The following is a 26,191-nucleotide window of genomic DNA, read 5'->3' as shown; positions in this document are numbered from 1 at the left end:
ATGAAGCCGACCGTCATCAGCGCCGACGCGATGTTCGAGGAGTTCCGCGGGTCGCTCCGGTGGGAGTGGCTGGCGGGCCTTGGTGCGTCGGAACGCCAGTTCGACCCGGACGTCATCAGCCGGGCCCAGTCAGCCGCCGACCTGGTGGGCTACCTCAACTACATCCACCCCTACCGAGTGCAGATCCTGGGCGCTCGCGAGGTTGCGTACCTCACGCGCGGCACGCCCGAGGACTGCGTGCGCCGCGTTGCCCGCATCGTGACCCTGGAGCCGCCGATGCTGGTGCTGGCGGACGGCCAGCCGGCCCCGGACGAACTCCTGTCGATCTGTGAGCGAGCGCAATTGCCCCTGTTCGCTACGCGTGAATCGTCGGCCTTCGTGATCGATCTGCTGCGGGCCTATCTCTCCAAGCACTTCGCCGAGCGCACATCGATGCACGGCGTGTTCATGGACATCCTGGGACTGGGCGTGATGATCACAGGCGAGTCCGGGCTCGGGAAGAGCGAACTCGGCCTCGAACTGATTTCGCGCGGCAACGGCCTCGTCGCCGACGACGCCGTCGACCTCTACCGCATCAACCAGACGACGCTCGAAGGGCGCTGTCCCGAACTGCTGCAGAACCTGCTCGAAGTACGCGGGATCGGCCTGCTCGATATCCGCGCCATCTTCGGGGAGACGGCCGTTCGCCGGAAGATGCGGCTCAAGCTGATCGTCCACCTGGTGCGGCGCGACAGCTTCGAGCGCGACTACGAACGCATGCCCTCGGCCCCGCTCACGCAGGATGTCCTGGGCATCCCGGTGCGCAAGGTGATCATCCAGGTCGTGGCCGGCCGCAACATCGCCGTGCTGGTCGAAGCTGCGGTGCGCAATTCGATCCTGCAATTGCGCGGCATTGACACTTACGCCGATTTCGTCGCCCGCCACCACAAAGCGATGGAAAGCGCCCGCGAAGACGACTAAGCAGGCAATGGACGCCAGAAACACCGCGGAACCGGCTTCGCCGGGCCGCCAGTGTTGCCCCCGGCAGGGGGTAGGCGGCTACACGAAGTGAGCAAGCCTGGGGGCGAGCTCAATGTTTGCTCGTACAGTCGGCGCAGAGGCCGTAGAGGGACATGGCGTGATCCTGCAGGATCCAGCCCTTGTCCTTGGCGATCATCTGCTGGCGACGCTCGATCTCCGCGTCGTAGAACTCCTCGACCTTGCCGCACGAGGTGCACACGAGGTGGTCGTGGTGCTTGCCCTCGTTGAGTTCGTAGACCGCCTTGCCGCTTTCGAAGTGGCTGCGCTCGAGGATGCCAGCCTGCTCGAACTGCGTGAGCACGCGGTAGACCGTGGCCAGGCCAATGTCGGAATGGTCGTTGAGGAGGACGCGGAACACGTCTTCCGCCGTCATGTGGCGCTGGCCGCCGTTCTGGAAGATTTCGAGAATCTTGAGGCGCGGCAGGGTGGCCTTGAGGCCGGTGTTCTTGAGTTCGTCGATGTTCGCCATGGTGGTTCCTGCGCCGGCCGTGCGGGAGGGGCCCGCCGGGGGCCAGCCGCTACAATGATTTGATCATATCGCCCAACCCTTTTTCCATGCCTGCCATTCCACAACGCCGCTTCTGGCCGCTTTTAGGCGCCGTCGCGGCGAGCTTGTGTCTCGGCGCTTGCAGCAGTGTCGGGAACAGTGCGCGCAGCGCCCTGACCGCCGTGACGCCCTACAAGGTCGAAGTGGTCCAGGGCAATTTCGTGTCCAAGGAACAGGTCGAGGCACTCAAGCTCGGCATGTCGCGCCAGCAGGCGCGCGAAATTCTCGGCACGTCGCTCCTGACCGATGTTTTCCATGCCAATCGCTGGGACTATGTGTTCACGATCCGGCGACAAGGCGTCGAGGCGCAGCAGCGCCGACTGACGCTCTACTTCAACGACGATTTGCTCGAACGCTTCGAAGGCGACCCGATGCCCAGCGAGCAAGAGTTCGTTGCCCAGCTCGACAACCGCGGCAAACGCAGCACCAAGGTGCTGGAGTTGGAAGCGTCCGAGGACCAGCTCAAGAAGTTCGATCCTTCCAAGGACAAGAAGGCCGATGGCGATGCACCCGCGACGCCGCCTTCTCCCCCGCCGGCATTGCCCGCGGCCTATCCTCCGCTCGAATCGCGCTGAGGACGCGCCGGCCGACTGGGGTCGCCGCGCTCTTTATCGAATTCCGCATTTCCAGGGGCTGAAACGCGTGACCGACTCTTCTTCTTCATCATCTTCCCCCCGGCGCATCGCGATCGCGGGCGCTTCCGGGCGCATGGGCCACATGCTGATCGAAGCCGTGCGGGAGGCGCCGGACTGCCGCCTCGCCGGTGCGCTCGACGTCGCGGGCAGCGCAGCGATCGGCACCGATGCGGCCGCATTCCTCGGCTTCGCGAGCGGCGTACCGATCGCGTCCGACCTGCGCGTCGGACTCAAGGACGCACAGGTCCTGATCGATTTCACGCGTCCCGAAGGCACGCTGGCGCATCTCGCCGTGTGCCGCGAACTCGGCGTGCAGATGGTGATCGGCACCACCGGCTTCAGCGATGCGCAGAAAGCCGAGATCGCCGCGGCCGCCAAGGACATCGCGATCGTCATGGCGCCGAACATGAGCGTGGGCGTCAACGTCACCTTCAAGCTGCTCGAGATGGCCGCCAAGGCGCTGTCGACCGGCTATGACATCGAAATCATCGAGGCGCATCACCGCCACAAGGTCGACGCTCCCTCGGGCACTGCACTCAAGATGGGCGAGGTGATCGCCGATGCGCTCGGCCGAGACCTCAAGGACTGCGCCGTCTATGCACGCGAAGGCGTCACCGGCGAACGCGATCCGTCGACCATCGGCTTTGCCACGATCCGCGGCGGCGACATCGTCGGCGACCACACTGTGCTGTTCGCCGGCACCGGCGAGCGCATCGAGATCACGCACAAGTCGGCGAGCCGCGCGACCTATGCGCAAGGCAGCCTGCGCGCCGTTCGCTTTCTGGCAAGCCAGCGCGCCGGCCTGTTCGACATGTTCGACGTTCTGGGGCTCAAATGACACACCCCCAAGCTTGCCCACTTCGTGTGGCCGCTCACCCCCTTGCAGGGGGGCAACCCCTGCGGCCCGGCAGAGCCGGTTCCGCGGGGTTCCTGGTTTAAGAGTCGATGAGCGTTCTGGCGTTGCTTGCGCACGGCGATGCTGTCAGCCGGTCGATTGCCGTGTTGCTGCTGGTCATGTCGGTATCGAGCTGGGTGGTGATTCTCTGGAAGGCGTGGCTTTTGCGCGGCGGTACGCGCGACGTGGTGCGGAGCATCGCGGCGTTCTGGCAGTCGAAATCGCTGGGCGATGCCGAACAGAGCCTCAAGGCCTTCGATCGTGCGGCGCTGGTCCTGCCGGCGGTGAGTGCCGTGCGGAACCTCGCGGCGCATGGCGATGCATCGACACTGGGCGGCGCGGTTGACCGCGCGCAGCGCGTCACGCGCGTCCTGCGCGATGCGTTGCATGCGGCGCTGCGCCGGTTGCAGGCCGGGCAGATCCTGCTGGCCACGGTGGGCGCCACGGCCCCGTTCGTCGGACTGCTCGGGACGGTCTGGGGCATCTACCACGCGCTGGTCGGCATTGCCGGCGAAACGGGCGGCTTCACCATCGACAAGGTCGCCGGCCCGGTCGGCGAGGCGTTGATCATGACCGCCTTCGGCCTTGCCGTCGCCATTCCGGCCGTCCTCGCCTACAACGTGTTCGGCCGCGTGGTCGGCCGAATCGAAGCCGAACTCGAAGGCTTCGCGCACGACCTGCTGGGCATGCTCGGCGAGCCTGCCCCGCGCGAGGCGCAGTTGCCGCCCGCGCGGCCGATGCCGGCGTAAGCCAACGGCAGCAAATGGCTTTCGGTCGCACATCGCTCGGCAGCATCGCCACCGGCGGCCGATCGACCGGCGCCGGCGGCCAGCGCCCGCTGTCCGACATCAACGTCACGCCCTTGGTCGACGTGATGCTCGTGCTACTGGTCATCTTCATCATCACCGCGCCGCTGATGGCCAGCTCGATCAAGCTCAACCTGCCGCGCACCGACGCAGGCCAGTCCGGTGACACGCCAAAGTTCGTCAGCGTCGTTGTCGATGCCACGGGCAAGGTCTTCCTGAACGACAAGCCGGTCACGCAGGAAGAGTTGGCAACCGGCCTCGCCGCCGCCAGCCGCGACACCGAAGTCCAGCTCCGCGCCGACCAGACCGTCTCCTACGGCAAGGTCGTCGAACTCATGGGCATCGCCAACAAGGCCGGCCTCACCCGAATAGGTTTCGTCACCGAGGCGCCTCCGCAGAAAAAGCCCTGAATCCGAGGCCGCGAAGCAGGCCCGTCGGTGAAACACCGCGGAACCGGCTTTGCCGGGCCGCAGGTGTTGCCCCCTGAAAGGGGGTGGAGAGCGACACGAAGTGCGCGAGCCTGGGGGTCAGCTCAACACCACAGGTCTTGTCTTCCAGATTTCGTGGGCGTACTGCGCAATCGTCCGGTCCGACGAGAACGTCCCCATGCCCGCCACATTGAGGATCGCCATGCGCGTCCACGCATCCGGATCGCGGTAGAGCGCATCGACCCGCCCCTGCGCCTCGATGTAGCTCGCGTAGTCGGCCAGCAGCAGGTAGTGGTCGCCCCAGCTCACCAGCGCGTCGTAGATCTGCTGGTAGCGCGCCGGCTCGGTGGGCGAGAACGCCCCGTCGCGGATGCTGTCGAGCACCCGCTGGAGTTCCGGATTGCTTTCGTAGATGTCGCGCGGCTGGTAGCCGCTCGCACGAATGTCCGCCACCTGCGGCGTGGTGTTGCCGAAGATGAAGAAGTTCTCGGCGCCGACGCAGTCGCGCATCTCGACATTGGCGCCGTCGAGCGTGCCGATGGTCAATGCGCCGTTGAGCGCGAACTTCATGTTGCCGGTGCCCGAAGCCTCGGTGCCGGCCGTGGAGATCTGCTCCGACAGGTCCGCCGCCGGCATGATGACTTCCGCCAGGCTGACGCTGTAGTTCGGCAGGAACACCACCTTCAGCAACTTGCCCACGCGTTCGTCGTTGTTGATCACGTGCGCCACGTCGTTGATGAGCCGGATCACCAGCTTCGCCATGTGGTAGGCCGAAGCCGCCTTGCCCGCGAACACCATCACGCGCGGCACATGGCCGGCATCCGGCGCGTCGAGGATGCGGTGGTAGCGCGTGATCACGTGCAGCACGTTGAGCAACTGCCGCTTGTACTCATGCATGCGCTTGACCTGCACGTCGAACATCGCGTCGGTGTCGACGTCGATGCGCAAGTGCTCGTCGATCCAGTTGGCCAGCCGCAGCTTGTTCTCGCGCTTGGCATGGCGGAAGGAGCGCACGAAGGCGTGCTGCTGTGCCATGGGCCGCAGCACCTCGAGCTGCGTGAGGTCGCGCCGCCAGCCGCGGCCGATGCGCGAGTCGAGCAGTGCCGCCAGCGGCGGATTGGCCTGCGCGAGCCAGCGGCGCGGCGTCACGCCGTTGGTCTTGTTGTTGAAGCGCTCCGGAAACAGCTTCGCGAAGTCGGCGAAGATCGATTGCTTCATGAGCTCCGAGTGCAGCCCCGACACGCCGTTGATCGAGTGGCTGGCGAGCACCGCCACGTACGCCATGCGCACGCGCCGCTCGCCGGACTCGTCGATCAGCGACAGGCGGCGCAGCAACTCCACGTCGTGGCCCTGCGCCTGCGTCACCGTCGCGAGAAAGCGCGAGTTCATGTCGAAGAGGATCTGCAGATGCCGCGGCAGCACCCGCCCGAACATCTCCACCGGCCAGGTCTCCAGCGCCTCGTGCATCAGCGTATGGTTGGTGTAGCTGAACACCTTCTGCGTGTGCGCCCACGCAGTGTCCCAGGGCAGGTTGTGTTCGTCGATCAGCAGGCGCATCAGCTCGGGTACGGCCAGCACCGGGTGCGTGTCGTTGAGGTGGATGCTGACCTGGTCGGGCAACGCGTCGAAGTCGGTGTGGTTGCGCAGGTAGCGCCGCACGAGGTCCTGCACGCTCGCGCTCACGAAGAAGTATTCCTGGTGCAGCCGCAGTTCGCGGCCGGACGGCGTGGAGTCGTCCGGGTAGAGCACCCGCGAGACGTTCTCCGAGTGGTTCTTGCTCTCCACCGCCTCCATGTAGTTGCCGCGGTTGAAGGCCGAGAGGTCGATCTCCTCGCTCGCGCGGGCGGACCACAGGCGCAGCGTGTTGGTGGCCTGCGTGCCGTAGCCGGGGATGATGGTGTCGTAGGCCACGGCCAGCACGTCGTGGGTGTCGACCCAGTTCGCCGCGCCGTAGGGGGCTGTCTTGCCTTCGCGCCGCTGCACGTGGCCGCCGAAGCGTACGCGATAGGTCACTTCCGGCCGCTGGAATTCCCAGGGGTTGCCGCGCGTGAGCCAGTAGTCGGGCGTCTCGACCTGCTGGCCGTCGACGATGCGCTGGCGGAACATGCCGTACTCGTAGCGGATGCCGTAGCCGAGGCCCGGCACGCCCAGCGTGGCCATCGAGTCGAGAAAGCAGGCGGCGAGGCGGCCGAGGCCGCCGTTGCCCAGGGCCGCATCGGGCTCCCGCTCGGCCAGCGCCTGGATGTCGACGCCGAAATCGGCCAGCGCCTGCTTCACCGTGTCCTGCAATTCCAGGGCGAGCAGCGCGTTCGTGAACGTGCGCCCGATCAGGAATTCCATCGACAGGTAGTACACGCGCTTGAGTCGCTGCGCATAGGTCGCCCGCGTGGTGCTCATCCAGCGTTCGACGATCTGGTCGCGCACGGCGAGTGCGGTGGCGTGCAGCCAGTCGTCGGGACTGGCGGCCACGGGGTCCTTGCCGACCGCGTAGATCAGCTTGTTGGCGACGGCGCGCTTGAAGGCGGCGACGTCACGGTCGGGGTGGTCGTACTTGAAGTCTTCGATGGTCATGATTCGAACGGTGTGGGTTCTCTGACAAGCTTCAGGCAAGGGCCTCGGCGTAGACGTCGAGGTAGCGGGCTGCGGCGGTGCCCCAGTCGGCGGGGCGCCGCATGGCATTGGCGCGAACGGCGCGCCAGTCGGTCGGCCGGCGGTAGAGCGCGAAGGCGCGGCGAACTGCGCGCGTGTAGCCGGTGGCATCGAAGTGGTCGAACGAAAAGCCGGTGGCTTCGCCGCTGGCCATGTCTTCCAGCGTGGCATCGACGACTGTGTCGGCCAAGCCGCCGACGCGGTGCACGAGCGGCAGGCTGCCGTACTTGAGCCCGTACATCTGCGTCAGGCCGCAGGGTTCGAAAAGCGAGGGGACCAGCGTGACGTCGCCACCGCCGAACAGGCGGTGCGCGAGCGCCTCGCTGTAGCCCAGCGTGACACTGACCGATTGCGGCGCGGCGGCAGCGCGCTGCCGGAAGGCCGACTCCATCGGGCCGTCGCCGCTGCCGAGCAGGGCAAACTGGCCGCCCTGGGCCAGCAGCGCGTCGAGCCCGCCGAGCACGAGATGCAGGCCTTTCTGTTCAGTCAGCCGGCTCACGACCACGAACAAGGGCGCGTCGGCTTGTGGCGCCAGGCCGAGTTCTTCCTGCAGAGCGACCTTGCACTGCGCCTTGCCGCCCAGCCGCCGCAAGTCGTAGCGCTGCGGAATCAGCTTGTCGGTGGCCGGATTCCAGACCTGGTGATCGACCGCGTTGAGGATGCCGGTGAGCACGTGGGAGCGGCTGCGCAGCAGGCCATCGAGGCCGCAGCCCTGCTCGGGCGTCTGGATCTCGCGCGCGTAAGTCGGGCTCACCGTGGTGATGCGGTCCGCGAAGCAGAGCCCGCCCTTCATGAACGACAACTGCCCGAAGTACTCCAGGCCGTTCATGCCGAAGGCCGCCGAAGGCAGGCCGAGCTCCGGAAAATGCGAAGGCGCGAACAACCCCTGGTAGGCGAGGTTGTGCACGGTGAACACGCTGCCCACCCGCGGGCGGCCATTGGGCTGCGCGAATGCCAGGTAGGCCGGTGCCAGCGCGGCATGCCAGTCGTGGGCGTGCACGATCTCGGGCTGCCAGGTGGGGTCCAGCCCTTGTGCGATCTGCGCGGCAGCCCAGCCCAGCAATGCGAAGCGCCGGTGGTTGTCGCCGTAGGGCTGGCGGCCCGCGTCTTCATAGGGGTTGCCGGGCCGGTCGTACAGCCACGGTGCATCGATCACATAGGCCACGATGGCCGGCGCGCCAGGGATCGCGATGCGGCCGAGGCGAAGATTGACCCGGTCGCCCCACGGTGCCGCGAACTCGGCGACAGTCACCGCGTCGCTCACGCCGGCGACGATGGCCGGAAAACCCGGCAGGAGCACCCGCACTTCCTGCCCCGCAGCCGCGAGCGCCAGCGGCAGCGCACCCGTAATGTCGGCCAGCCCTCCCGTCTTCAGCAGGGGAAACAGTTCGGCACTGACCTGGAGGACCCTCATGCCTACTGCAACTCGAGGCGTTTCAACATCTCGCGCGTGATCAGCACCACGCCGCCTTCCGTGCGCTCGAAGCGCGCGGCGTCGGCCACCGGATCCTCGCCGACCACCATATCGTCGGGAATCACGCAGGCGCGGTCGATCACCACCTTGTTGAGCCGGGCGCCGCGACCGACCTCCACATCCGGCAGGAGCACCGCTTCGTTGATCTCGCAGAAGGAATGCACCCGTACACCCGAGAACAGCACCGAACTGCTCACCTTGGAGCCCGAGACGATGCAGCCGCCCGAGACGATGGTGTTGACGGTCATGCCATGCTTGCCGTCGCGATCGAGCACGAACTTGGCCGGCGGCAATTGCCGCTGGTAGGTCCAGATGGGCCAGTCGGTGTCATAGATGTCGAGTTCGGGGGTGATCGAGGCCAGGTCCAGGTTGGCTGCCCAGAATGCATCAATCGTGCCCACGTCGCGCCAGTAGGCCTTGGCATCGGCGCCGCGGCTGGCCCGCGTCACGCAGGACATGCCGAAGGGATGGGCCACCGCCCGGCCTTCGGCGACAGCCCGCGGGATGATGTCCTTGCCGAAGTCGTGGTTCGAGTCCGGGTTGGCGCTGTCGTCCTCCAGCAGCCGATAGAGGTACTCGGAGTCGAAGATGTAGATGCCCATGCTGGCCAGGGCCACGTCGGGGTGGCCCGGCATCGCGGGCGGATCGGCCGGCTTCTCGAGGAATTCGGTGATCTTGCGGTTCTCGTCGACCGCCATCACGCCGAAGGCCACCGCTTCCATGCGCGGCACTTCGATGCAGCCTACCGTGCAGCCCAGGCCGTGCGCGACGTGGTCGATCAGCATGATCGAGTAGTCCATCTTGTAGACGTGATCGCCCGCGAGCACCACCACGTAGTCGTGCGGCGTCGAGCGGGTCTGGATGATGTCCAGGTTCTGGTAGACCGCATCGGCCGTGCCGCGATACCAGTGCTCGTCGCCGACGCGCTGCTGGGCCGGCAGCACATCGACCATCTCGTTGAGCTCCGCCCGCAGAAAGCTCCATCCGCGCTGGAGGTGGCGCATCAGCGAGTGCGACTTGTATTGCGTCACGACCGCCATCCGCCGGATGCCGGAGTTCAGGCAGTTCGACAGCGCGAAATCGATGATCCGGAACTTGCCGCCGAAATAGACCGCCGGCTTGGCTCGTCGATCGGTGAGCTGCTTGAGTCGGGAACCGCGTCCACCTGCCAGCACGAGGGCGATGGTGCGTCGGACGAGTTGGTGAGCCTGCAATGTCGGTTGTTCGATATCGGCCATCAGGTGTCTCCGTTTGTTTATCCCGGTGGGCCAGCCTAGCATCCCGGCGGGCGATTGGCTCCTACGTTTTTTGCCACCCAAAGGCTGCCGGGGCGCAGGACCTGGGTGCCGTCGAGGGGACTGTCGGACAGTGCGTCGTCCGTGTCGCTCGCCAGACGATGCAGCCAGCGTCCCGGGGGCAACCTGAATTCGAGCTCGCGTTCTTCGGCGTTGACCAGCACCAGCCAGTTGGCGGCAGGGGGCACGGCCTCGAACAGGATCGCCAGCGCGTGCCGGCCGCCATGGTCCCAGTCGCCGGGCGTCATGTCCCGGCCCTCCGGCGTCAGCCAGCGCAGGATGGCGACGCCTGCCGTTGGCGCTGCGGGCCACCAGCGGGTGCTTCGCAGCGGTTCGGCCTCGCGGCGAAGTGCCAGTACGCGCGTGACGAATGCCGTCAGGTTGGCATCGGCGCGGTTCCAGGCGAGCCAGGTGGTCTCGTTGTCCTGGCAATACGCGTTGTTGTTGCCGCGCTGGGTCCGGCCCAGTTCGTCGCCGCCGAGCAGCATCGGCGTGCCTTGCGAGAGGAACAGCGCCGCGAGCAGCACACGCTCCAGCCGCCTGCGCTCGGCCAGCACGGCGGGGTCGTCGGTATCGCCTTCGACGCCGCAATTGCGGCTCAGGTTGTGGCCGTGGCCGTCGCGGTTGTCTTCACCGTTCGCAAGGTTGTGGCGCTTGTTGTAGCTGAGCAGGTCGCGCAAGGTGAAGCCATCGTGCGCGGTGACGAAGTTGACGCTGGCGGTGGGGGCGCGCCCATCGTGGCGGAAGTCGTCGCTCGATGCGGCAAAGCGCCGGGCGTACTCGCCGAGGCTCGCGCTCTGGTGCAGCCAGAAGCCGCGTTGTGTGTCGCGGAACCGGTCGTTCCATTCCATCCAGCCCGGCGGGAATTCACCGAGCCGATAGCCGCCGGGCCCGATGTCCCACGGCTCGGCGATCAGCAGGACCTGGGCCAGCACCGGATCCTGCGCCATGGCTGCCAGGAGAGGTGCGCGGGGGTCGAACTCGCCGCCCTCGCGGCGCGCCAGCACCGGCGCGAGATCGAAGCGAAAGCCGTCGACGCCGAGTTCGGTGACCCAGTGGCGCAGGCTGTCCATGACCAGTTGCACCACGCGCGGCTCGGCGAGGTTCAGGCAATTGCCGCAGCCGGTCCAGTTCTCGTAGAGCGACCGGTCGTCCGGCCGCAGGTGGTAGTAGAGCGCGTTGTCGATGCCGCGCAGGCTCAGCGTCGGGCCGAATTCGTCGGTCTCCGCGCTGTGGTTGAAGACCACGTCGATGACGAGCTCCATGCCGCGTGCGTGCACTGCGTCGGCCATCGCCCGGAACTCGCCCGCGGGCGTGGTGCCGGGCCGGCCGCTCCAGTAGCGGGTTTCGGGCGCGAACCAGCCGATGGGGCTGTAGCCCCAGTAGTTGCTGAGGCCGAGGCCCAGCAGTCTCGACTCGTCGGCGCGATGCTGCACCGGCATCAAGTTCAGGGTGGTGATGCCGAGGCGCTGCAAGTGGTCGAGCACCGCCGGTTCCGCGAGGCCGGCATAGGTGCCTTGCAGCGCCGCAGGCACGCCAGGGTGCAACCGGGTCTGCCCGCGGACATGCAGCTCGTAGATCACGCGAGCGCCGGAATCGACGCGAGGGCGCACCTCGCCCGCCGGAAGCAGCGGTGCGGTGACCCGCGCCTTGAGGGCGACGGATGCGTTGTCGCGCGCATCGCGCCGGCTCGGGTCGGCGGGGTCATGGCCCAGGAACAGGTCCTCGCCGCTGTACGTCCCGACCACTTCACGCGCGTAGGGATCGAGCAGCACCTTGGCGGGATTGAAGCGCAGGCCCTCGTGCGGCGCCCAGGGGCCGTGCACACGCCAGCCGTAGACCAGGCCGGGTCGGCCGCTCGGCAGTCGCATATGCCAGACGCCGTCGACGCATGACGCCACCTGCAGGCGCTGCTGTTCGTGCTGGCCCGTCGTGTCGAAGAGGCACAGCTCGACGGCAGTGGCGCGGGGGGCGCAGAGGGCGAAGTTGATGCCTTCAGGCCCGGGTGTGGCGCCCAGGGGATAGGGTGAGCCGTCGCCTGACACGGCGCGTGGACCGCTCACGCCAGCACCCACATCGCTGTCCCGAGCGGCGGGACCGAAATCACCAGCGACTGCGCCTGTCCCTGCCAGCCCACCGGCTCGCTCGCGATCTCCCCGTTCCCCACGCCGCTTCCGCCGTAGACATGGTTGTCGGTGTTGATGATTTCCCGGTACCGCCCCGCGGCAGGAACCCCCAGCCGATAGCCGTGGCGCACGAGCGGCGTGAAATTGCACACGGCCACCACGAACGCACCATCGCGCGCGCGCCGCACGAAGGCGAAAACCGAGTGCTCGACATCGTCGTGGCTGAGCCATTCGAACCCTTGCGATTCGCAGTCCAGCTCGTGCAGCGCCGGGAAATGCCGATAGACATTGTTCAGATCCCGCACCAGGCGCCGGATCCCCTGGTGCGGCGCCTGCTCCAGCAGATGCCAGTCGAGGCTCCGGTCCGCGTCCCATTCCGCCCACTGGGCGAACTCACCACCCATGAACAGCAGCTTCTTGCCCGGATAGGCCCACAGGTAGCCGTAGAGATTGCGCAGGCCCGCAAACTTCTGCCAGTGGTCGCCCGGCATGCGGCCGATCATCGAGCCCTTGCCGTGTACCACCTCGTCGTGCGACAGCGGCAGCACGAAGTTCTCGCTGTGCGCGTACATCAGCCCGAAGGTGATCTGCTCGTGGTGATGCTTGCGGTAGACCGGGTCGATGCCGGTGTAGGCAAGCGTGTCGTTCATCCAGCCCATGTTCCACTTGTAGTGAAAGCCGAGCCCGCCGTTCTCCGGCGGGCGCGTCACGCCCGGGAAGCTGGTCGACTCCTCGGCAATGGTGACCGCGCCGGGCCGTTCGACACCGACGACGCGATTCATGCGCCGGAGGAAATCGATCGCTTCGAGGTTCTCGCGGCCACCCTGCGCATTGGGGACCCACTGGCCCGGCTCGCGGCTGTAGTCGCGGTAGAGCATGGAGGCGACCGCGTCGACGCGCAGTCCGTCCACCCCGTAGCGCTCCAGCCAGTACAGCGCATTGCCGACGAGGTAGTTGCGCACCTCCGTCCGGGCGTAGTTGAAGATCAGCGTCTGCCAGTCGTTGTGGAAGCCTTCGCGCGGGTCCGCGTATTCGTAGAGGGCGGTGCCGTCGAAATTGCCGAGGCCATGCGAATCGGTGGGGAAATGCGCGGGCACCCAGTCGAGGATCACGCCCAGCCCCGCCGCATGGGCCGCTTCGACGAAGGCGCGGAAGTCTCCGGGCGTGCCGAAGCGCGACGTTGGCGCATAGAGGCCGATCGGCTGGTAGCCCCACGAGCCATCGAAGGGGTGTTCGCTGATCGGCAATAGCTCAACGTGGGTGAAGCCCATGTCGCGCGCATAGGGCACGAGCGTGTCGGCGAGTTCGCGATAGTCGAGCCATTCGTGGCCGTTCTTGCGCCGCCACGATCCGAGGTGGACTTCGTAGATGCTGAGGGGCGCTCCGCGCGCATTGGCTTCGGCGCGTCCAGGCGGCACTTTGGCGGGAAGCGGCAAGGGCTGCACCACGCACGCCGTGTCGGGTCGCAGGCGCGCGGAGAAGCCGAAGGGGTCGGCCTTGCGCAGTACCTGCCCCTGTGCCGAGAGGATCTCGAATTCATAGCTGTCGCCGGGCGCCACGTGCGGCGCGAAGATTTCCCACACGCCGCACTCGCGACGCAGCCGCATCATGTGGCGTCGGCCGTCCCACTGGTTGAAGTCGCCGACCACCGAAACGCGCCGTGCGTTCGGCGCCCAGACCGCGAAAGCGACGCCGCGCACGCCGTCGATCTCGCGCAGGTGCGCGCCGAGTTGCTCGAAGGGGCGCAGGTGCGTGCCTTCCGCCAGCAGCCAGACGTCGGTTTCCCCGAGCACGAAGGAAAAGCGGTAGGGATCGTCAAGCATCGAACTGTGCGTGCCCCAGTCGACCTTGAAGCTGTAGCCCAGCCGTGCCTCCGAGGCGGGCACGAGCCCGGCGAAGAGATCGCTGCCGCCCTGGCGGTCGAGCTCGGCCAGCGGCCAGCCCGAGCCGGAATGCATCACCGCCACGGCCTTGGCACCTGGCAGCAGGGCACGGACCCACAGGCCTTCATCGCTTTGGTGCGGGCCCAGCACGGCGAACGGGTCGCCATGTTCGGCGCGCATCAGGGCGCGGACTTCGGCATCAGGCAGCATGGGTCGGTTCTCCGAAGAAGACGCCGAAGGGTTGCAATGAGAGCGTTCGCCCTTCCACTTGCGCGCCGGCGAAAGGGGCGCCAGCGATCGGCGCGAGGGCTTGCGGCAGGGTCAGCGAAGCCGGCTCGGCCGAGAGGTTGAACACCGCCTGGAGCGAGGCGTTCCCGTCGCGGCGCTCGAACCACAACAGGGGTTCGGGCGCGTCGAGGAATTTCATGTGCCCGGTGCGCAGCAGCGGCTGGCCGCGACGCCAGCGCAACAGGGCGCGGCTGAAGCTGAGCATGGATTGCGGGTCGCCCGCCTGTTGGTCAATGGCCAGTGGGATGTGCGTTTCGGACACGGGCAGCCATGGCATTCCACTGGTGAAACCGGCGTGCTCATGGGCGGCGTGCCAGGGAATCGGTGTGCGGGCGCCGTCGCGGCCCTTGAATTCGGGCCAGAAGGCGCGACCGTACGGGTCCTGCAGCAACTCGAAGGGGACCTCGGCTTCGGGCAGCCCGAGTTCCTCGCCCTGGTAGACGCTGGCGCTCCCGCGCAGCGACAGCAACAGCGCGAGCCAGAGGCGGTCGCGGCGCGTGTCCTCGAGACCGCCGGCATTCCACCGCGTGGCCACACGCGGCACATCGTGGTTCGAGACGGCCCAGCAGCCCCAACCGTCGGTTTCCGCGAGTGCGCGGTCCAGGGCCTCGACCTGCGTGCGCAAATGGCGCGCGCTGTGTTCGCTGGTCAGCAGGCTGAAGCTGTAGGCCAGGTGCAGCCGCTTGCCGCGCTCGGTGTACTGCGCCATGACCGGCGGTGCGTTCTCGTCGCCGACTTCGCCGAGCGCCACCGCGCCGTATTCGTCGAGCAGCTTGCGCAGCCTCTCGAGGAAGACCAGGTTTTCCGGCCGGCTCTTGTCGTGCAGGTGCTGCTGCATCGCGTAGGGGTTGTCGGCGCGCACCGTGCTCACTTCGCCGCCATCCGCGGGTGGGTTGTCGCGCAATTGCGCATCGTGGAACTGATGGTTGCAGGCGTCGAAGCGGAAGCCGTCGACGCCCCGTTCGCACCAAAAGCGCACCTCGCCGAGCAAGGCGTCCTGCACGGCGGGGCAATGGAAGTTGAGATCGGGCTGTTCGGTCAGGAAGCTGTGGAGGTAGTACTGCCGCCGGCGCGAGTCCCATTGCCAGGCCGAGCCGCCGAAGACCGACAGCCAGTTGTTGGGCGGCGTGCCGTCGGGTTTCGGGTCGGCCCACACATACCAGTCGGCCTGCGGGTTCTCGCGGCTCGCCCGGCTGGCAGCGAACCAGGCATGCTGGTCGGAGGTGTGGGAGAGCACTTGGTCGATGATGACCTTGAGGCCGAGCGCGTGGGCCCTTGCCAGGAGCGCATCGAAGTCGGCGAGCGTGCCGAACATGGGGTCGACTTCGCGGTAGTCGGCCACGTCGTAGCCAAAATCCTTCATCGGCGACCGGAAGAAGGGCGAAACCCAGATGGCGTCCGCACCCAGCTCCGCGACGTGGTCGAGCCTGGCCGTGATCCCCGGAAGGTCCCCGATCCCGTCGCCGTTGCTGTCCATGAAGCTGCGCGGGTAGATCTGGTAGATCACCGCCCCACGCCACCAGTCCTTCACCATGCGTGCCCCTCAGGTTCGAAAATCATTGTGGCATGCGAGAAGTGGGCCATTGCCCAACCCGCGATAATCCGCCTTCCCCCGGCCACCTGGTGCCGGGCTGTTGCGAAGCCCAATGAACCCTAGTTACAAACCCAGCGAGGTCGAGTCCGCCGCCCAGGCCCACTGGACGGCCGCGGATGCCTACCGCGTGACCGAGGACGCGCGCAAGAAGAAGTATTACGCCTGCTCGATGCTGCCCTACCCCAGCGGCAAGCTGCACATGGGCCACGTGCGCAACTACACGATCAACGACATGCTCACGCGCTACCTGCGCATGAGCGGGTACAACGTGCTGATGCCCATGGGCTGGGACGCCTTTGGCCTGCCCGCCGAGAACGCGGCGCTCAAGAACGGCGTGCCGCCGGCACAGTGGACCTACGAGAACATCGGCTACATGAAGAGCCAGCTCCAGGCCATGGGGCTGGCGATCGACTGGAGCCGCGAGATCGCGACCTGCGATCCGGACTACTACAAGTGGAACCAGTGGCTGTTCCTGAAGATGCTCGAAAAGGGCATTGCCTATCGCAAGACGCAGGTCGTGAACTGGGATCCGGTCGATCAGACCGTGCTGGCCAACGAGCAGGTGATCGACGGCAAGGGCTGGCGCACCGGGGCGACGGTCGAACGCCGCGAGATCCCCGGCTACTACCTCAAGATCAGCGACTACGCCGAGGAACTGCTCGACCACACCCAGCACAAGCTGCCCGGCTGGCCCGAGCGCGTCAAGCTGATGCAGGAGAACTGGATCGGCAAGAGCGAAGGCGTGCGCTTCGCCTTCACGCACCAGATCAAGGACGACAAAGGCCAACTGATCCAGGGCGGCCGCATGTACGTCTTCACGACGCGCGCCGACACCATCATGGGCGTGACCTTCTGCGCCGTGGCGCCGGAGCATCCGCTCGCGATGCACGCCGCCAGGACGAACCCCAAGGTCGCGGCCTTCATCGAGGAATGCAAGAGCGGCGGCACGACCGAGGCCGAACTCGCCACGCAGGAAAAGAAGGGCGTGCCCACGGGGCTCACCGTCAAGCACCCCATCACCGACGAGCAGATTCCGGTCTGGGTCGGCAACTACGTGCTGATCAGCTACGGCGACGGCGCCGTGATGGGCGTGCCCGCGCACGATGAGCGCGATTTCGCCTTTGCCAACAAGTACGGCATAGAGATCATCCAGGTCGTTCTGGTCGACGACGAGCCGCACTTCGACTATCACCGCTGGCAGGACTGGTACGCCGACAAGCAGCGCGGCGTGACCATCAACTCCGACAACTTCAGCGGCATGCACTACGGCGAAGCCGTGAAAGCGGTGGCGCATGCGCTCGGCCAGAAGGGCCTGGGCGAAATGCAGACCACCTGGCGCCTGCGCGACTGGGGCGTGAGCCGCCAGCGCTACTGGGGCACGCCGATCCCGATCATCCATTGCGACGAGCACGGCGCGGTGCCGGTGCCCGAGGAGGACCTGCCGGTCGTGCTGCCGACCGATTGCGTGCCCGACGGCTCGGGCAATCCGCTCGCCAAGCACGAAGGCTTCCACGCCGGCGTCGTTTGCCCGGTGTGCGGCAAGACCGCGCGCCGCGAGACCGACACGATGGACACCTTCGTCGACAGCTCGTGGTACTTCATGCGCTACTGCGACCCGAAGAATGACGAGGCCATGGTGGCCGACGGCGCGAAGTACTGGATGGCAATGGACCAGTACATCGGCGGCATCGAGCACGCGATCCTGCATCTGCTCTACGCGCGCTTCTGGACCAAGGTCATGCGTGACCTGGGCCTCGTGACGGTCGACGAACCCTTCAGCAAGCTGCTCACGCAGGGGATGGTGCTCAACCACATCTACTACACGCGCGGCGAGAAAGGCGGCAAGGACTACCACCCGCCGTCCGAAGTCACGCCCGTGCTCGATGCGCAGGGCCGCATCACCGGCGGCACGCTGGCCGACGGCACGAAGCTGGAGTACGGCGGCGTCGGCAAGATGGGCAAGACCGAGCGCAACGGCGTCGACCCGCAGGACCTGATCGAGAAGTACGGTGCCGACACCGCGCGGCTCTACACCATGTTCACAGCGCCGCCCGAAGCCACGCTCGAGTGGAACGACGTGGCAGTGGAAGGCAGCTACCGCTTCCTGCGCCGGGTCTGGAATTTCGGCGTCGCGCTGCACGAGGCGAAGGCCGAAGCCGGCGCCGCGGGCAAGAAAGTCGAATTCGGCAAGGCCGCCAAGTCGCTGCGCCGCGAGGTGCACACCGTGCTGCGCCAGGTCGACTACGACTACCAGCGCATGCAATACAACACCGTGGTGTCGGGCGCGATGAAGCTGCTCAATGCGCTGGAGGGCTTCAAGCCTGCCGCGGGCGATGCGGGCGATCGGTCGGCCGTGCGCGAGGGCTTCGGCATCCTGCTGCGCTGCCTCTACCCGGCGACGCCGCACATCGCGCACCAGTTGTGGCAGGAACTCGGCTACGACAAGGACATGGGCGAACTGCTCGATGCGGCCTGGCCGGAGGTCGACGTCGGTGCGCTTGCTCAGGACGAGATCGAGCTGATGCTGCAGGTCAACGGCAAGCTGCGCGGTTCGCTGCACGTGCCGGCGACCGCTTCGAAGCAGGAGATCGAGAAGTTCGTGCTCGCCAGCGAAATCCTCGCCAGGCATGCCGAAGGAGCGCCTGTCAAACGGGTGATCGTGGTGCCGGGCCGCCTGGTCAACGTCGTCCTGTGAAGCGCAATACAGCAGGCTCCGTCCTTCCGCGCCGCGGTTTCCTGGCCGTGGCGGCGGGCTCGCTCGCGCTCGCCGGCTGTGGTTTCGAACTGCGCAAGGCGCCTGACTTCCCCTTCAAGAGCATCGCCGTGCCGGGCAACACGGCATTCGCGAACTACCTGCGGCGCAACCTGCGGGCGGCAGGCACGGTCCAGGTTCTCACCGGCGAAGATGCCGCGAAGGCGGAAGCCACCTTCGAAATCCTGGGCGAGAACCGCGACAACATCGTGATCTCGACCAACGCGTCCGGCCAGGTGCGCGAACTGAACCTGCGATTGACCGTTCGCTTCAGGGTTCGCGGCCAGGGGGGCAAGGAATTGCTCGGGCCGACCGAGATCCAGCAGACCCGCGACATCACCTACAACGAAACCGCGGCGCTGGCGAAGGAAGGCGAGTCCGAGTTGCTGTTCCGTGATATGCAGACCGACATCGCCCAGCAGATCCTGCGTCGCCTGTCCGCGATCAAGGTCGCCTGATCGCTCGTGCAACTCGCGCCCGGACAACTTGCCGCACACCTCGCCAAGCGAGTGGCGCCGCTGTATGTCATCCATGGTGATGAAGCGCTGCTTTCGCAGGAAGCGGCCGACGCGATCCGCGCGGCCGCGCGCACACAGGGGTACACAGAGCGAAGCTCGTACACAGTGGCCGGGGCGCATTTCGACTGGGGCGCCGTACTCGCGGCGGGTGGCTCGCTGAGCCTTTTTGCCGACCGGCAGATCGTCGAAATTCGCGTTCCTTCCGGCAAGCCTGGCAAGGACGGGAGCATGGCGCTTCAGCAGATCGCCGAGGCCGCGCAGGGCAACGACAGCACGCTCACGCTGGTGATGCTGCCGCGCCTGGACAAGGCCACGCGCACGGGCGCCTGGTTCTCCGCGCTGGAGAACAACGGCGTCAGCCTGCAGATCGAGGCCGTCGAACGCACCGCGTTGCCCCAATGGATCGCGCAGCGCCTGGCGCAGCAGGGTCAGCGGGTGAGGGCCGGCGAGGAGGGTCAGCGGACGCTGCAGTTCTTTGCCGACCGCGTGGAGGGCAACCTGCTCGCCGCGCACCAGGAAATCCAGAAGCTCGCACTGCTTCACCCCGAAGGCGAGTTGAGCTGGGAGCAGGTCGAAGGCGCCGTGAACAACGTCGCGCGCTATGACGTCTTCAAGCTGTCCGAGGCCGTGCTGGCCGGCAATCCGCAGCGTGTCTCGCGCATGCTCGAAGGGTTGCAGGCCGAAGGCGAAGCGGAAGTGCTGGTGCACTACACGCTGTCCGAGGACATCCGTGCACTGAAGCGCGTGAAGGACGCGATGGCGGCCGGCCGTCCCTTGCCCATGGCGCTGCGCGAGAACCGCATCTGGGGGCCGCGCGAGCGCGCCTTCGAGCGGGTGCTGCCGCGTCTGGACGACCGCGCACTGGCGCGCATGCTGCGCGCGGCCCACGTGGTCGACGGCATCGTCAAGGGACTGAAGCAGCCCGATTGGCCGGCCAATGGCTGGCAGGCCTTGCAGCGGCTCGCATTGATGCTGTGTCGCGCCTGCGCGAGCCCGCGGACTACCGCGTAGTTCGGCGCCAATGCACCGAGACGGTGCATTTCCTGCCCCTTCGCGAACGCCGACCTTTGAGCTCGCGGCACAATCCGGGGGATGAATATGTTGAATATCCCCGAGTACGTACGTGCACTGGGCTCGCAGGCCAAGCAGGCCTCCGTCCAGATGGCGCGTGCGGACGCCGCCACGAAGAACAAGGCCCTGCGGGCCCTTGCGCGCAAGCTGCGCGCGGTCGGCGGCCCCCTGGCCGAAGCCAATGCAAAGGATCTGGCGCGAGCCGAAGGCGCCGGCCTCTCCGCGCCGATGGTCGACCGGCTCAAGCTCACGCCGAAGGTCATCGAAACCGTGGCCCTCGGCTGTGAGCAACTGGCTGCCATGCCCGACGTGATCGGCGAAGTCATCGGCATGAAGCAGCAGCCCAGCGGTATCCGCGTGGGGCAGATGCGCGTGCCGATCGGCGTCTTCGGCATGATCTACGAGAGCCGGCCGAACGTGACCATCGAAGCTTCGAGCCTCGCGATCAAGAGTGGCAATGCGGCGATCCTGCGCGGCGGCTCGGAGGCGATCGAGTCGAACAAGGCGCTGGCGCAACTGGTGTCGGAGTCGCTCGCCGAGGCCGGGTTACCGGTCGAGGCGGTGCAACTGGTGCAGACCACCGACCGCGAGGCCGTGGGTCAGTTGATTGCCATGCCCGAATTCGTCGACGTGATCATTCCGCGCGGCGGCAAGGGCCTGATCGAACGCATCAGCCGTGATGCCAAGGTGCCGGTGATCAAGCACCTGGACGGCAATTGCCACGTCTACGTGGACGACACGGCCGAGCTCGACATGGCGCTGAAGATCGTCGACAACGCGAAGACGCAGAAGTACAGCCCCTGCAATGCCGCGGAAGGCCTGCTGGTGGCGGCTTCGATCGCCGAGACCTTCCTGCCGGAAATCGGCGCGATCTTCGCGGCCAAGGGCGTCGAGATGCGCTGCGACCCGGCTGCGGCGCGGATCCTGCGCGAAGGCCTGCATGCGCCGGGCAAGGCCGTGGTGGATGCCGTGGAGTCGGACTGGTCGGAGGAATACCTGGCTGCCGTCATCAGCGTGAAGGTGGTCGAGGGTGTGGACGAGGCCATCGCGCACATCAACCGCTATTCGAGCCATCACACCGACGCGATCGTCACGCGCAACCACATGAACGCGCAGCGCTTCCTGCGCGAGGTGGACTCCGCCAGCGTGATGGTGAATGCCAGCACGCGATTCGCCGACGGCTTCGAATTCGGGCTGGGTGCCGAAATCGGCATCAGCACGGACAAGTTCCATGCGCGCGGTCCGGTGGGCATCGAGGGCCTGACCTCCCTGAAATACGTCGTTCTCGGCCAAGGAGAGGTTCGCTCCTGACTCCCTCCCCCTCTGGGGGAGGGCGGGGGGGACACGCGGGGCCTCCACCGTAGGCCTTTGCCCCCATCCCAACCTTCCCCCAAAGGGGGAAGGAGCCTCCTGCAGCGCTTGTCATTGGGGCATCAGGCCCCAAATCTACAATCCGCTCTTAGCTCAAGCCGCAAATCCAAGAAGGCCGCCGCATGGTCCCCCATCTCGTCACCGCCCTGACCGGCCCCATCAACGAACTCGAGCAGCGCGTTCTCGATTCCACGCCGGCCATCGAACGCTGGTTCCGACTCGAATGGATGGAGCACACGCCGCCCTTCTACAGCTCGGCCGACATCCGCAATGCCGGCTTCAAGCTGGCGCCGGTCGACACCAATCTCTATCCGGGTGGCTGGAACAACCTGACGCAGGAAATGCTGCCGCTGGCAGTGCAGGCCGCGCAGGCGGCGATCGAGAAGATCTGTCCGGAGGCGCGCAACCTGCTGGTGATCCCGGAGAACCGCGCAAGCAATACCTTCTACCTGGCCAACGTGGCGCAGCTTGTGCGCATCTTCCACATGGCGGGGCTCAACGTGCGCGTGGGCTCCATCGATCCGGCGATCAAGTCGCCGAAGAAGATCGAGCTGCCGAATGGAGAGACCGTGTGCCTGGAGCCGGTGGTGCGCAGCAAGCGGCGCCTCGGCCTGAAGCACTTCGATCCCTGCACGATCCTGCTCAACAACGACCTCTCGGCAGGCACGCCCGGCATCCTCGAGGACCTGCACGAGCAGTACCTGCTGCCGCCCCTGCATGCCGGCTGGTCGGTTCGACGCAAGAGCAACCACTTCCACAGCTACGAAGAAGTCTCCAAGCGCTTCGGCAAGCTGCTGGGCATCGACCCCTGGCTGATCAACCCCATGTATGCCAAGGCGGGCGACGTCAGCTTCGCGAGCGGCCAGGGCATCGACGTGCTCACGAGCCACGTGGACGCGCTGCTGGCCAAGGTGCGGCGCAAGTACAAGGAATACGGCATCAACGAGAAGCCGTTCGTCGTGGTCAAGGCCGACAACAGCGCCCGCGGCATGGGCGTCCTGACGGTGCGGGATGCCAAGGAGATCGAGGCGTTCGCCGAGCGCATGCGCGGCAAGGCTGGTGCCGCCGCTGATGGCCAGGATCTGAATGACCTGATCGTGCAAGAAGGCGTGCTCACCAACGAACGCGTGCACAACGGCGTCGCAGAACCGGTGGTCTACATGATGGACCGCTACGTGGTGGGCGGCTTCTACCGGGTGCATGCCGAACGCAACCCGGACGAGAACCTCAATCTGCCGGGCGCGAGCTTCGTGCCGCTGGCATTTTCGGAGAGTGCGCACTTACCGCAGCCGGGAGCGAAACCTGGGGCGAGTGCGCCGAACCGCTTCTACATGTATGGCGTGATCGGTCGCCTGGCGATGGTGGCGGCCAGCTATGAACTCGAGGCGACCGACCCCGATGCCGAAGTTTATGAATGATTTCGCTCTACATCTTGCGAGCCTATGCGGCAGCGGCAAAATAGCGACCCCATAGCAACGCAAATTTGAGGGTGGAGGTGATGCGGCGGCCCGACCGGGTCGGCGCCGCGCCGGGCGTGCATACGCTCACAGCCCTTTGCATCGACCTCGTGTCCGCCCCTAAATCCAGCTCCCTTGCGTTGATCATCGCCGCCATTGGTGTCGTCTACGGCGACATCGGCACCAGCGTGCTCTACGCGGTCAAGGAGGTCTTCGGCCACGGCCACGTCCCCTTCACCATCGAGAACGTCTACGGCATCCTGTCGATGTTCTTCTGGACGCTGACGGTCATCGTCTCGCTCAAGTACGTGGTGCTCGTGCTCCGGGCCGACAACGAAGGCGAGGGCGGTCTTGTCGCGATGCTTGCGCTGGCCTCGCAGGCCGTCGTGGACCGGCCGCGGCTGCGCCACGTGCTGCTGGTGGTCGGCATCTTCGGCACCTCCCTCTTCTACGGCGACGGCGTCATCACGCCAGCGATCTCCGTGCTGTCGGCGGTCGAGGGCCTTGAAGTGGTGTCCCCGCAGTTCCGGCACTACGTGATACCGATCACGCTGGTCGTGCTGTTCTGCCTGTTCGCGGTCCAGAAGCGCGGCACCGCGGGCATCGGCCGCTTCTTCGGCCCGATCACGCTGGTGTGGTTCGCGACGATCGCGCTGCTCGGCGTGTCGCAGATCGTGCATCATCCCGAGATCCTGAAGGCGCTGAGCCCGCACTACGCACTGCGCTTCATGTGGGACAACCCGGGAACCAGCTTCATCATCCTGGGCGCGACCGTGCTGTGCGTGACCGGTGCCGAGGCGCTGTATGCCGACCTCGGGCACTTCGGAAAGCGTCCGATCCGCGTCGCATGGTTCACGGTGGTGATGCCGGCCCTCACGCTCAACTATTTCGGCCAGGGCGCGCTGCTGCTCGAGAACCCGCTGGCGGTGCAGAACCCGTTCTACCTGATGGCGCCCGAGTGGGCGCTGCTGCCGCTGGTGTTCCTCGCCACGGCCGCCACCGTGATCGCGTCCCAGGCCCTCATCACCGGCGCGTTCAGCGTCACGCGGCAGGTGATCCAGCTCGGGTATCTGCCGCGCCTGAACATCGAGCACACGAGCGTGCGCACGGCGGGCCAGATCTACATGCCCTTCGTCAACTGGGGCCTGTTCGTCGCCATCGTGCTCGCGGTCGTCATGTTCCGCTCGTCGAGCAACCTGGCTGCGGCCTACGGCATCGCCGTGACCACCGACATGCTGATCACGACCGTGCTGACCTTCTTCGTGATCCGCTACGCGTGGAAGTACCCGCTGGCCCTGTGCATCGCCGCGACCGGCGCCTTCTTCGTGGTCGACTTCCTCTTCTTCGCGTCGAACCTGCTCAAGCTGTTCGAAGGCGGCTGGTTCCCGCTGTTGATCGGCGGCTCGGTCTTCATGCTGATGCTGACCTGGAAAGAAGGTCGGCGCCTCATGGGCGAGATGCAACTGGCCGAAGCCATCGACCTGCGGGACTTCCTGGGCTCGGTCTTCGTGAATCCGCCGGCACGCGTGGACGGCACCGCCGTGTTCATGACCGCGGAGCCGGGCGTGGTGCCCAATGCGCTGCTGCACAACCTGAAGCACAACAAGGTGATGCACGACCAGAATCTCTTCGTCACGGTGCGCAATCACGAAGTGCCGTGGATTCCGATGGACAAGCGCATCGAGATGGAGCCGCTCGGCCACCATTGCTGGCAGGTGATCGTCCACTACGGCTTCAAGAACGACGTCGACCTGCCACGGGCCCTGGAGCACGCGCGCCTGCGCGGGTGCCAGCTCGAGCCGATGGCGACCAGCTACTTCCTGTCGCGCGACGTGGTGATCCCCACGCTGGGCAGCGGCATGGCGCCATGGCGGGAGAAGCTCTTCGCGCAGATGCATCACAACGCGAGCGGCGCAGCGGACTTTCTCGGCTTGCCGAACAATGCGGTTGTCGAGCTTGGGTCGAAGATAGAGATTTAGCTCGCCCCCAGGCTTGCTCACTTCGTGTAGCCGCCTACCCCCTGCCGGGGGCAACACCGGCGGCCCGGCGGAGCCGGTTCCGCGGTGTTTCTGGCTGGGGAGATCCCGCGGGCACAATCTGCGGGATGCGTTTTTTCAAGGATTTGAGCCTCTCGGCTTTTACGGCGGGGTTTGTCGCTGTGCTTGTGGGATTCACGAGTTCTGTCGCCATCGTGTTCCAGGCCGCTCAGGCCTTCGGCGCGACGCCGGAGATGATCTCTTCGTGGATGTGGGCGCTGGGCCTGGGGATGGGGCTGGCCTCGGCGCTGCCTTCGTTGTGGTGGCGCAAGCCGGTCATGATCGCTTGGAGCACGCCCGGCGCTGCGGTGCTGGCGGTGGCCGGGGCGGGCTATGGCATGAATGAGGCAGTGGGGGCCTTCATCGTCTGCGCGGTGTTGATGACCATTGCGGGTGCGACCGGCTGGTTCGAGCGCGTGATGAACCGGATTCCGATGGCCCTGGCCTCGGCGCTGCTGGCCGGTGTGCTGGCGCGCTTCGGGCTGCAGGCGTTCATCGCTGCGCAGACGGCGTTGCCGCTGGTGCTGCTGATGCTCGGGACCTATCTGCTCGGGAAGCGTCTGCTTCCGCGCTATGCCGTTCCGCTCACGCTGCTGGTCGCCATCGGCTTCGCGGCGGCGCGCGGCGAACTGGCCTGGGGCGCGGTGCATTTCAGCGTGGCCTTGCCGGTGTTCACGATGCCGGTCTTCACCTGGCAGGCGGCCGTCAGCCTCGCCCTGCCGCTGTTCGTCGTGACCATGGCGTCGCAGAACCTGCCGGGCGTCGCGGCCATCCGCGCCGCGGGCTACGACCTGCCGGTGTCCAGGCTGATCACGATCAGTGGGTTGTTCACGCTGGTGTTCGCGCCCTTCGGCGCTTTTGCGCTCAACCTCAGCGCGATCACCGCGGCCATCTGCATGGGCCGCGAGGCGCATGAAGATCCGGCGCGCCGGTACACCGCGGCGGTAAGCTGCGGCGCGATCTACGTGGTCATCGGCCTGTTCGGCGCGGCTGTCACGGGGCTGCTGACGGCCTTTCCGAAGGAGCTGGTCGCCACGATCGCCGGACTTGCGCTGCTGGGCACCATCGGCAGCGGACTCGCCGCCGCAGTGCGCGACGAATCCCACCGCGAGGCTGCGCTGATCACCTTCCTGGTCACGCTCTCGGGCGTCACGCTCGTGGGCATTGGGTCCGCCTTCTGGGGCGTTGCGGCGGGCGCCATCGCGCTGGGCATCCAGCAGCTCGGCCGCAAACCCTTCTCCGGCAAGGACATCGCGCCTGCCTGCAAGATCAGGCTCGACAACCGGGCCGCCGCCGATGCGGCCCCTTCCAACGTTTCCACGACGACCGCCGGAAAGACCTCCTGA

At 66.6% G+C, this 26,191-nt stretch carries 19 protein-coding genes; 12 read left to right on the top strand and 7 right to left on the bottom strand.

Annotated elements, in window-relative coordinates:
• The gene (gene hprK, locus AC1D3B_RS19105; RefSeq protein WP_478192232.1) at positions 1-960 is read left to right on the top strand and encodes an HPr(Ser) kinase/phosphatase; all 960 of its coding nucleotides are present in this window, start codon (positions 1-3) and stop codon (positions 958-960) included.
• A gap of 109 nt (positions 961-1,069) precedes the next feature.
• Here hprK and fur read toward each other — a convergent pair whose 3' ends face one another.
• A complete protein-coding gene (gene fur, locus AC1D3B_RS19100) occupies positions 1,070-1,489 on the bottom strand; it encodes a ferric iron uptake transcriptional regulator (protein ID WP_478192231.1) in 420 nt (139 codons plus the stop codon).
• An 86-nt stretch (positions 1,490-1,575) separates the two neighbouring features.
• Here fur and AC1D3B_RS19095 point away from each other — a divergent pair, with 86 nt between their 5' ends.
• From AC1D3B_RS19095 to AC1D3B_RS19080, 4 genes are all read left to right on the top strand, one after another.
• Positions 1,576-2,142, top strand: a complete 567-nt coding sequence (locus tag AC1D3B_RS19095; protein ID WP_478192230.1) for an outer membrane protein assembly factor BamE — start codon at positions 1,576-1,578, stop codon at positions 2,140-2,142.
• A 67-nt stretch (positions 2,143-2,209) separates the two neighbouring features.
• Positions 2,210-3,040, top strand: a complete 831-nt coding sequence (dapB, locus tag AC1D3B_RS19090) for a 4-hydroxy-tetrahydrodipicolinate reductase (RefSeq protein ID WP_478192229.1) — start codon at positions 2,210-2,212, stop codon at positions 3,038-3,040.
• Between the two features lie 107 nt (positions 3,041-3,147).
• A complete protein-coding gene (locus AC1D3B_RS19085; RefSeq protein WP_478192228.1) occupies positions 3,148-3,846 on the top strand; it encodes a MotA/TolQ/ExbB proton channel family protein in 699 nt (232 codons plus the stop codon).
• 14 nt (positions 3,847-3,860) lie between these two features.
• Positions 3,861-4,313: an ExbD/TolR family protein gene (locus AC1D3B_RS19080; RefSeq protein WP_478192227.1), complete on the top strand. Its 453-nt coding sequence runs from the start codon at positions 3,861-3,863 to the stop codon at positions 4,311-4,313.
• A 117-nt stretch (positions 4,314-4,430) separates the two neighbouring features.
• On the opposite strand, the gene AC1D3B_RS19075 is transcribed toward AC1D3B_RS19080, so the two are convergent.
• The 6 genes from AC1D3B_RS19075 to AC1D3B_RS19050 are packed head-to-tail and all read right to left on the bottom strand — an operon-like array spanning position 4,431 to position 15,580.
• Positions 4,431-6,902 carry a glycogen/starch/alpha-glucan phosphorylase gene (locus AC1D3B_RS19075; protein ID WP_478192226.1) on the bottom strand — a complete coding sequence of 824 codons (2,472 nt, stop codon included), beginning with the start codon at positions 6,900-6,902 and terminating at the stop codon, positions 4,431-4,433.
• 31 nt (positions 6,903-6,933) lie between these two features.
• The gene (gene glgA / locus AC1D3B_RS19070) at positions 6,934-8,394 is read right to left on the bottom strand and encodes a glycogen synthase GlgA (protein WP_478192225.1); all 1,461 of its coding nucleotides are present in this window, start codon (positions 8,392-8,394) and stop codon (positions 6,934-6,936) included.
• A 2-nt stretch (positions 8,395-8,396) separates the two neighbouring features.
• Entirely contained in the window at positions 8,397-9,692 is a 1,296-nt protein-coding gene (glgC, locus tag AC1D3B_RS19065) for a glucose-1-phosphate adenylyltransferase (RefSeq protein WP_478192224.1), read from the bottom strand.
• Between the two features lie 35 nt (positions 9,693-9,727).
• The gene (glgX, locus tag AC1D3B_RS19060) at positions 9,728-11,794 is read right to left on the bottom strand and encodes a glycogen debranching protein GlgX (RefSeq protein ID WP_478192247.1); all 2,067 of its coding nucleotides are present in this window, start codon (positions 11,792-11,794) and stop codon (positions 9,728-9,730) included.
• 14 nt (positions 11,795-11,808) lie between these two features.
• Positions 11,809-13,968, bottom strand: a complete 2,160-nt coding sequence (glgB, locus tag AC1D3B_RS19055) for a 1,4-alpha-glucan branching protein GlgB (protein WP_478192223.1) — start codon at positions 13,966-13,968, stop codon at positions 11,809-11,811.
• Positions 13,958-15,580 (bottom strand): alpha-glucosidase, encoded by a 1,623-nt coding sequence (locus AC1D3B_RS19050; RefSeq protein ID WP_478192222.1) that lies wholly within the window; start codon positions 15,578-15,580, stop codon positions 13,958-13,960. The genes glgB and AC1D3B_RS19050 overlap by 11 nt, the downstream gene beginning before the upstream one ends.
• A gap of 112 nt (positions 15,581-15,692) precedes the next feature.
• Here AC1D3B_RS19050 and leuS point away from each other — a divergent pair, with 112 nt between their 5' ends.
• The 7 genes from leuS (at position 15,693) to AC1D3B_RS19015 (ending at position 26,191) form a co-directional block, all read left to right on the top strand.
• The gene (gene leuS / locus AC1D3B_RS19045; protein ID WP_478192221.1) at positions 15,693-18,335 is read left to right on the top strand and encodes a leucine--tRNA ligase; all 2,643 of its coding nucleotides are present in this window, start codon (positions 15,693-15,695) and stop codon (positions 18,333-18,335) included.
• Positions 18,332-18,850: an LPS-assembly lipoprotein LptE gene (locus AC1D3B_RS19040; protein WP_478192220.1), complete on the top strand. Its 519-nt coding sequence runs from the start codon at positions 18,332-18,334 to the stop codon at positions 18,848-18,850. The genes leuS and AC1D3B_RS19040 overlap by 4 nt, the downstream gene beginning before the upstream one ends.
• A 6-nt stretch (positions 18,851-18,856) precedes the next feature.
• A complete protein-coding gene (holA, locus tag AC1D3B_RS19035; protein WP_478192219.1) occupies positions 18,857-19,921 on the top strand; it encodes a DNA polymerase III subunit delta in 1,065 nt (354 codons plus the stop codon).
• Between the two features lie 81 nt (positions 19,922-20,002).
• Positions 20,003-21,292 carry a glutamate-5-semialdehyde dehydrogenase gene (locus tag AC1D3B_RS19030; RefSeq protein ID WP_478192218.1) on the top strand — a complete coding sequence of 430 codons (1,290 nt, stop codon included), beginning with the start codon at positions 20,003-20,005 and terminating at the stop codon, positions 21,290-21,292.
• A gap of 182 nt (positions 21,293-21,474) precedes the next feature.
• A complete protein-coding gene (gene gshA / locus AC1D3B_RS19025; protein ID WP_478192217.1) occupies positions 21,475-22,770 on the top strand; it encodes a glutamate--cysteine ligase in 1,296 nt (431 codons plus the stop codon).
• 149 nt (positions 22,771-22,919) lie between these two features.
• Complete coding sequence (locus tag AC1D3B_RS19020; protein WP_478192246.1) at positions 22,920-24,788, top strand: potassium transporter Kup; 1,869 nt, start codon at positions 22,920-22,922, stop codon at positions 24,786-24,788.
• A 125-nt stretch (positions 24,789-24,913) separates the two neighbouring features.
• Positions 24,914-26,191: a benzoate/H(+) symporter BenE family transporter gene (locus AC1D3B_RS19015; RefSeq protein ID WP_478192216.1), complete on the top strand. Its 1,278-nt coding sequence runs from the start codon at positions 24,914-24,916 to the stop codon at positions 26,189-26,191.

It is taken from the genome of Variovorax sp. P5_A3, from assembly GCF_056400665.1.
Note: the sequence above shows the minus strand (reverse complement) of the source record. Positions and strands in the feature narration are given on the sequence as shown.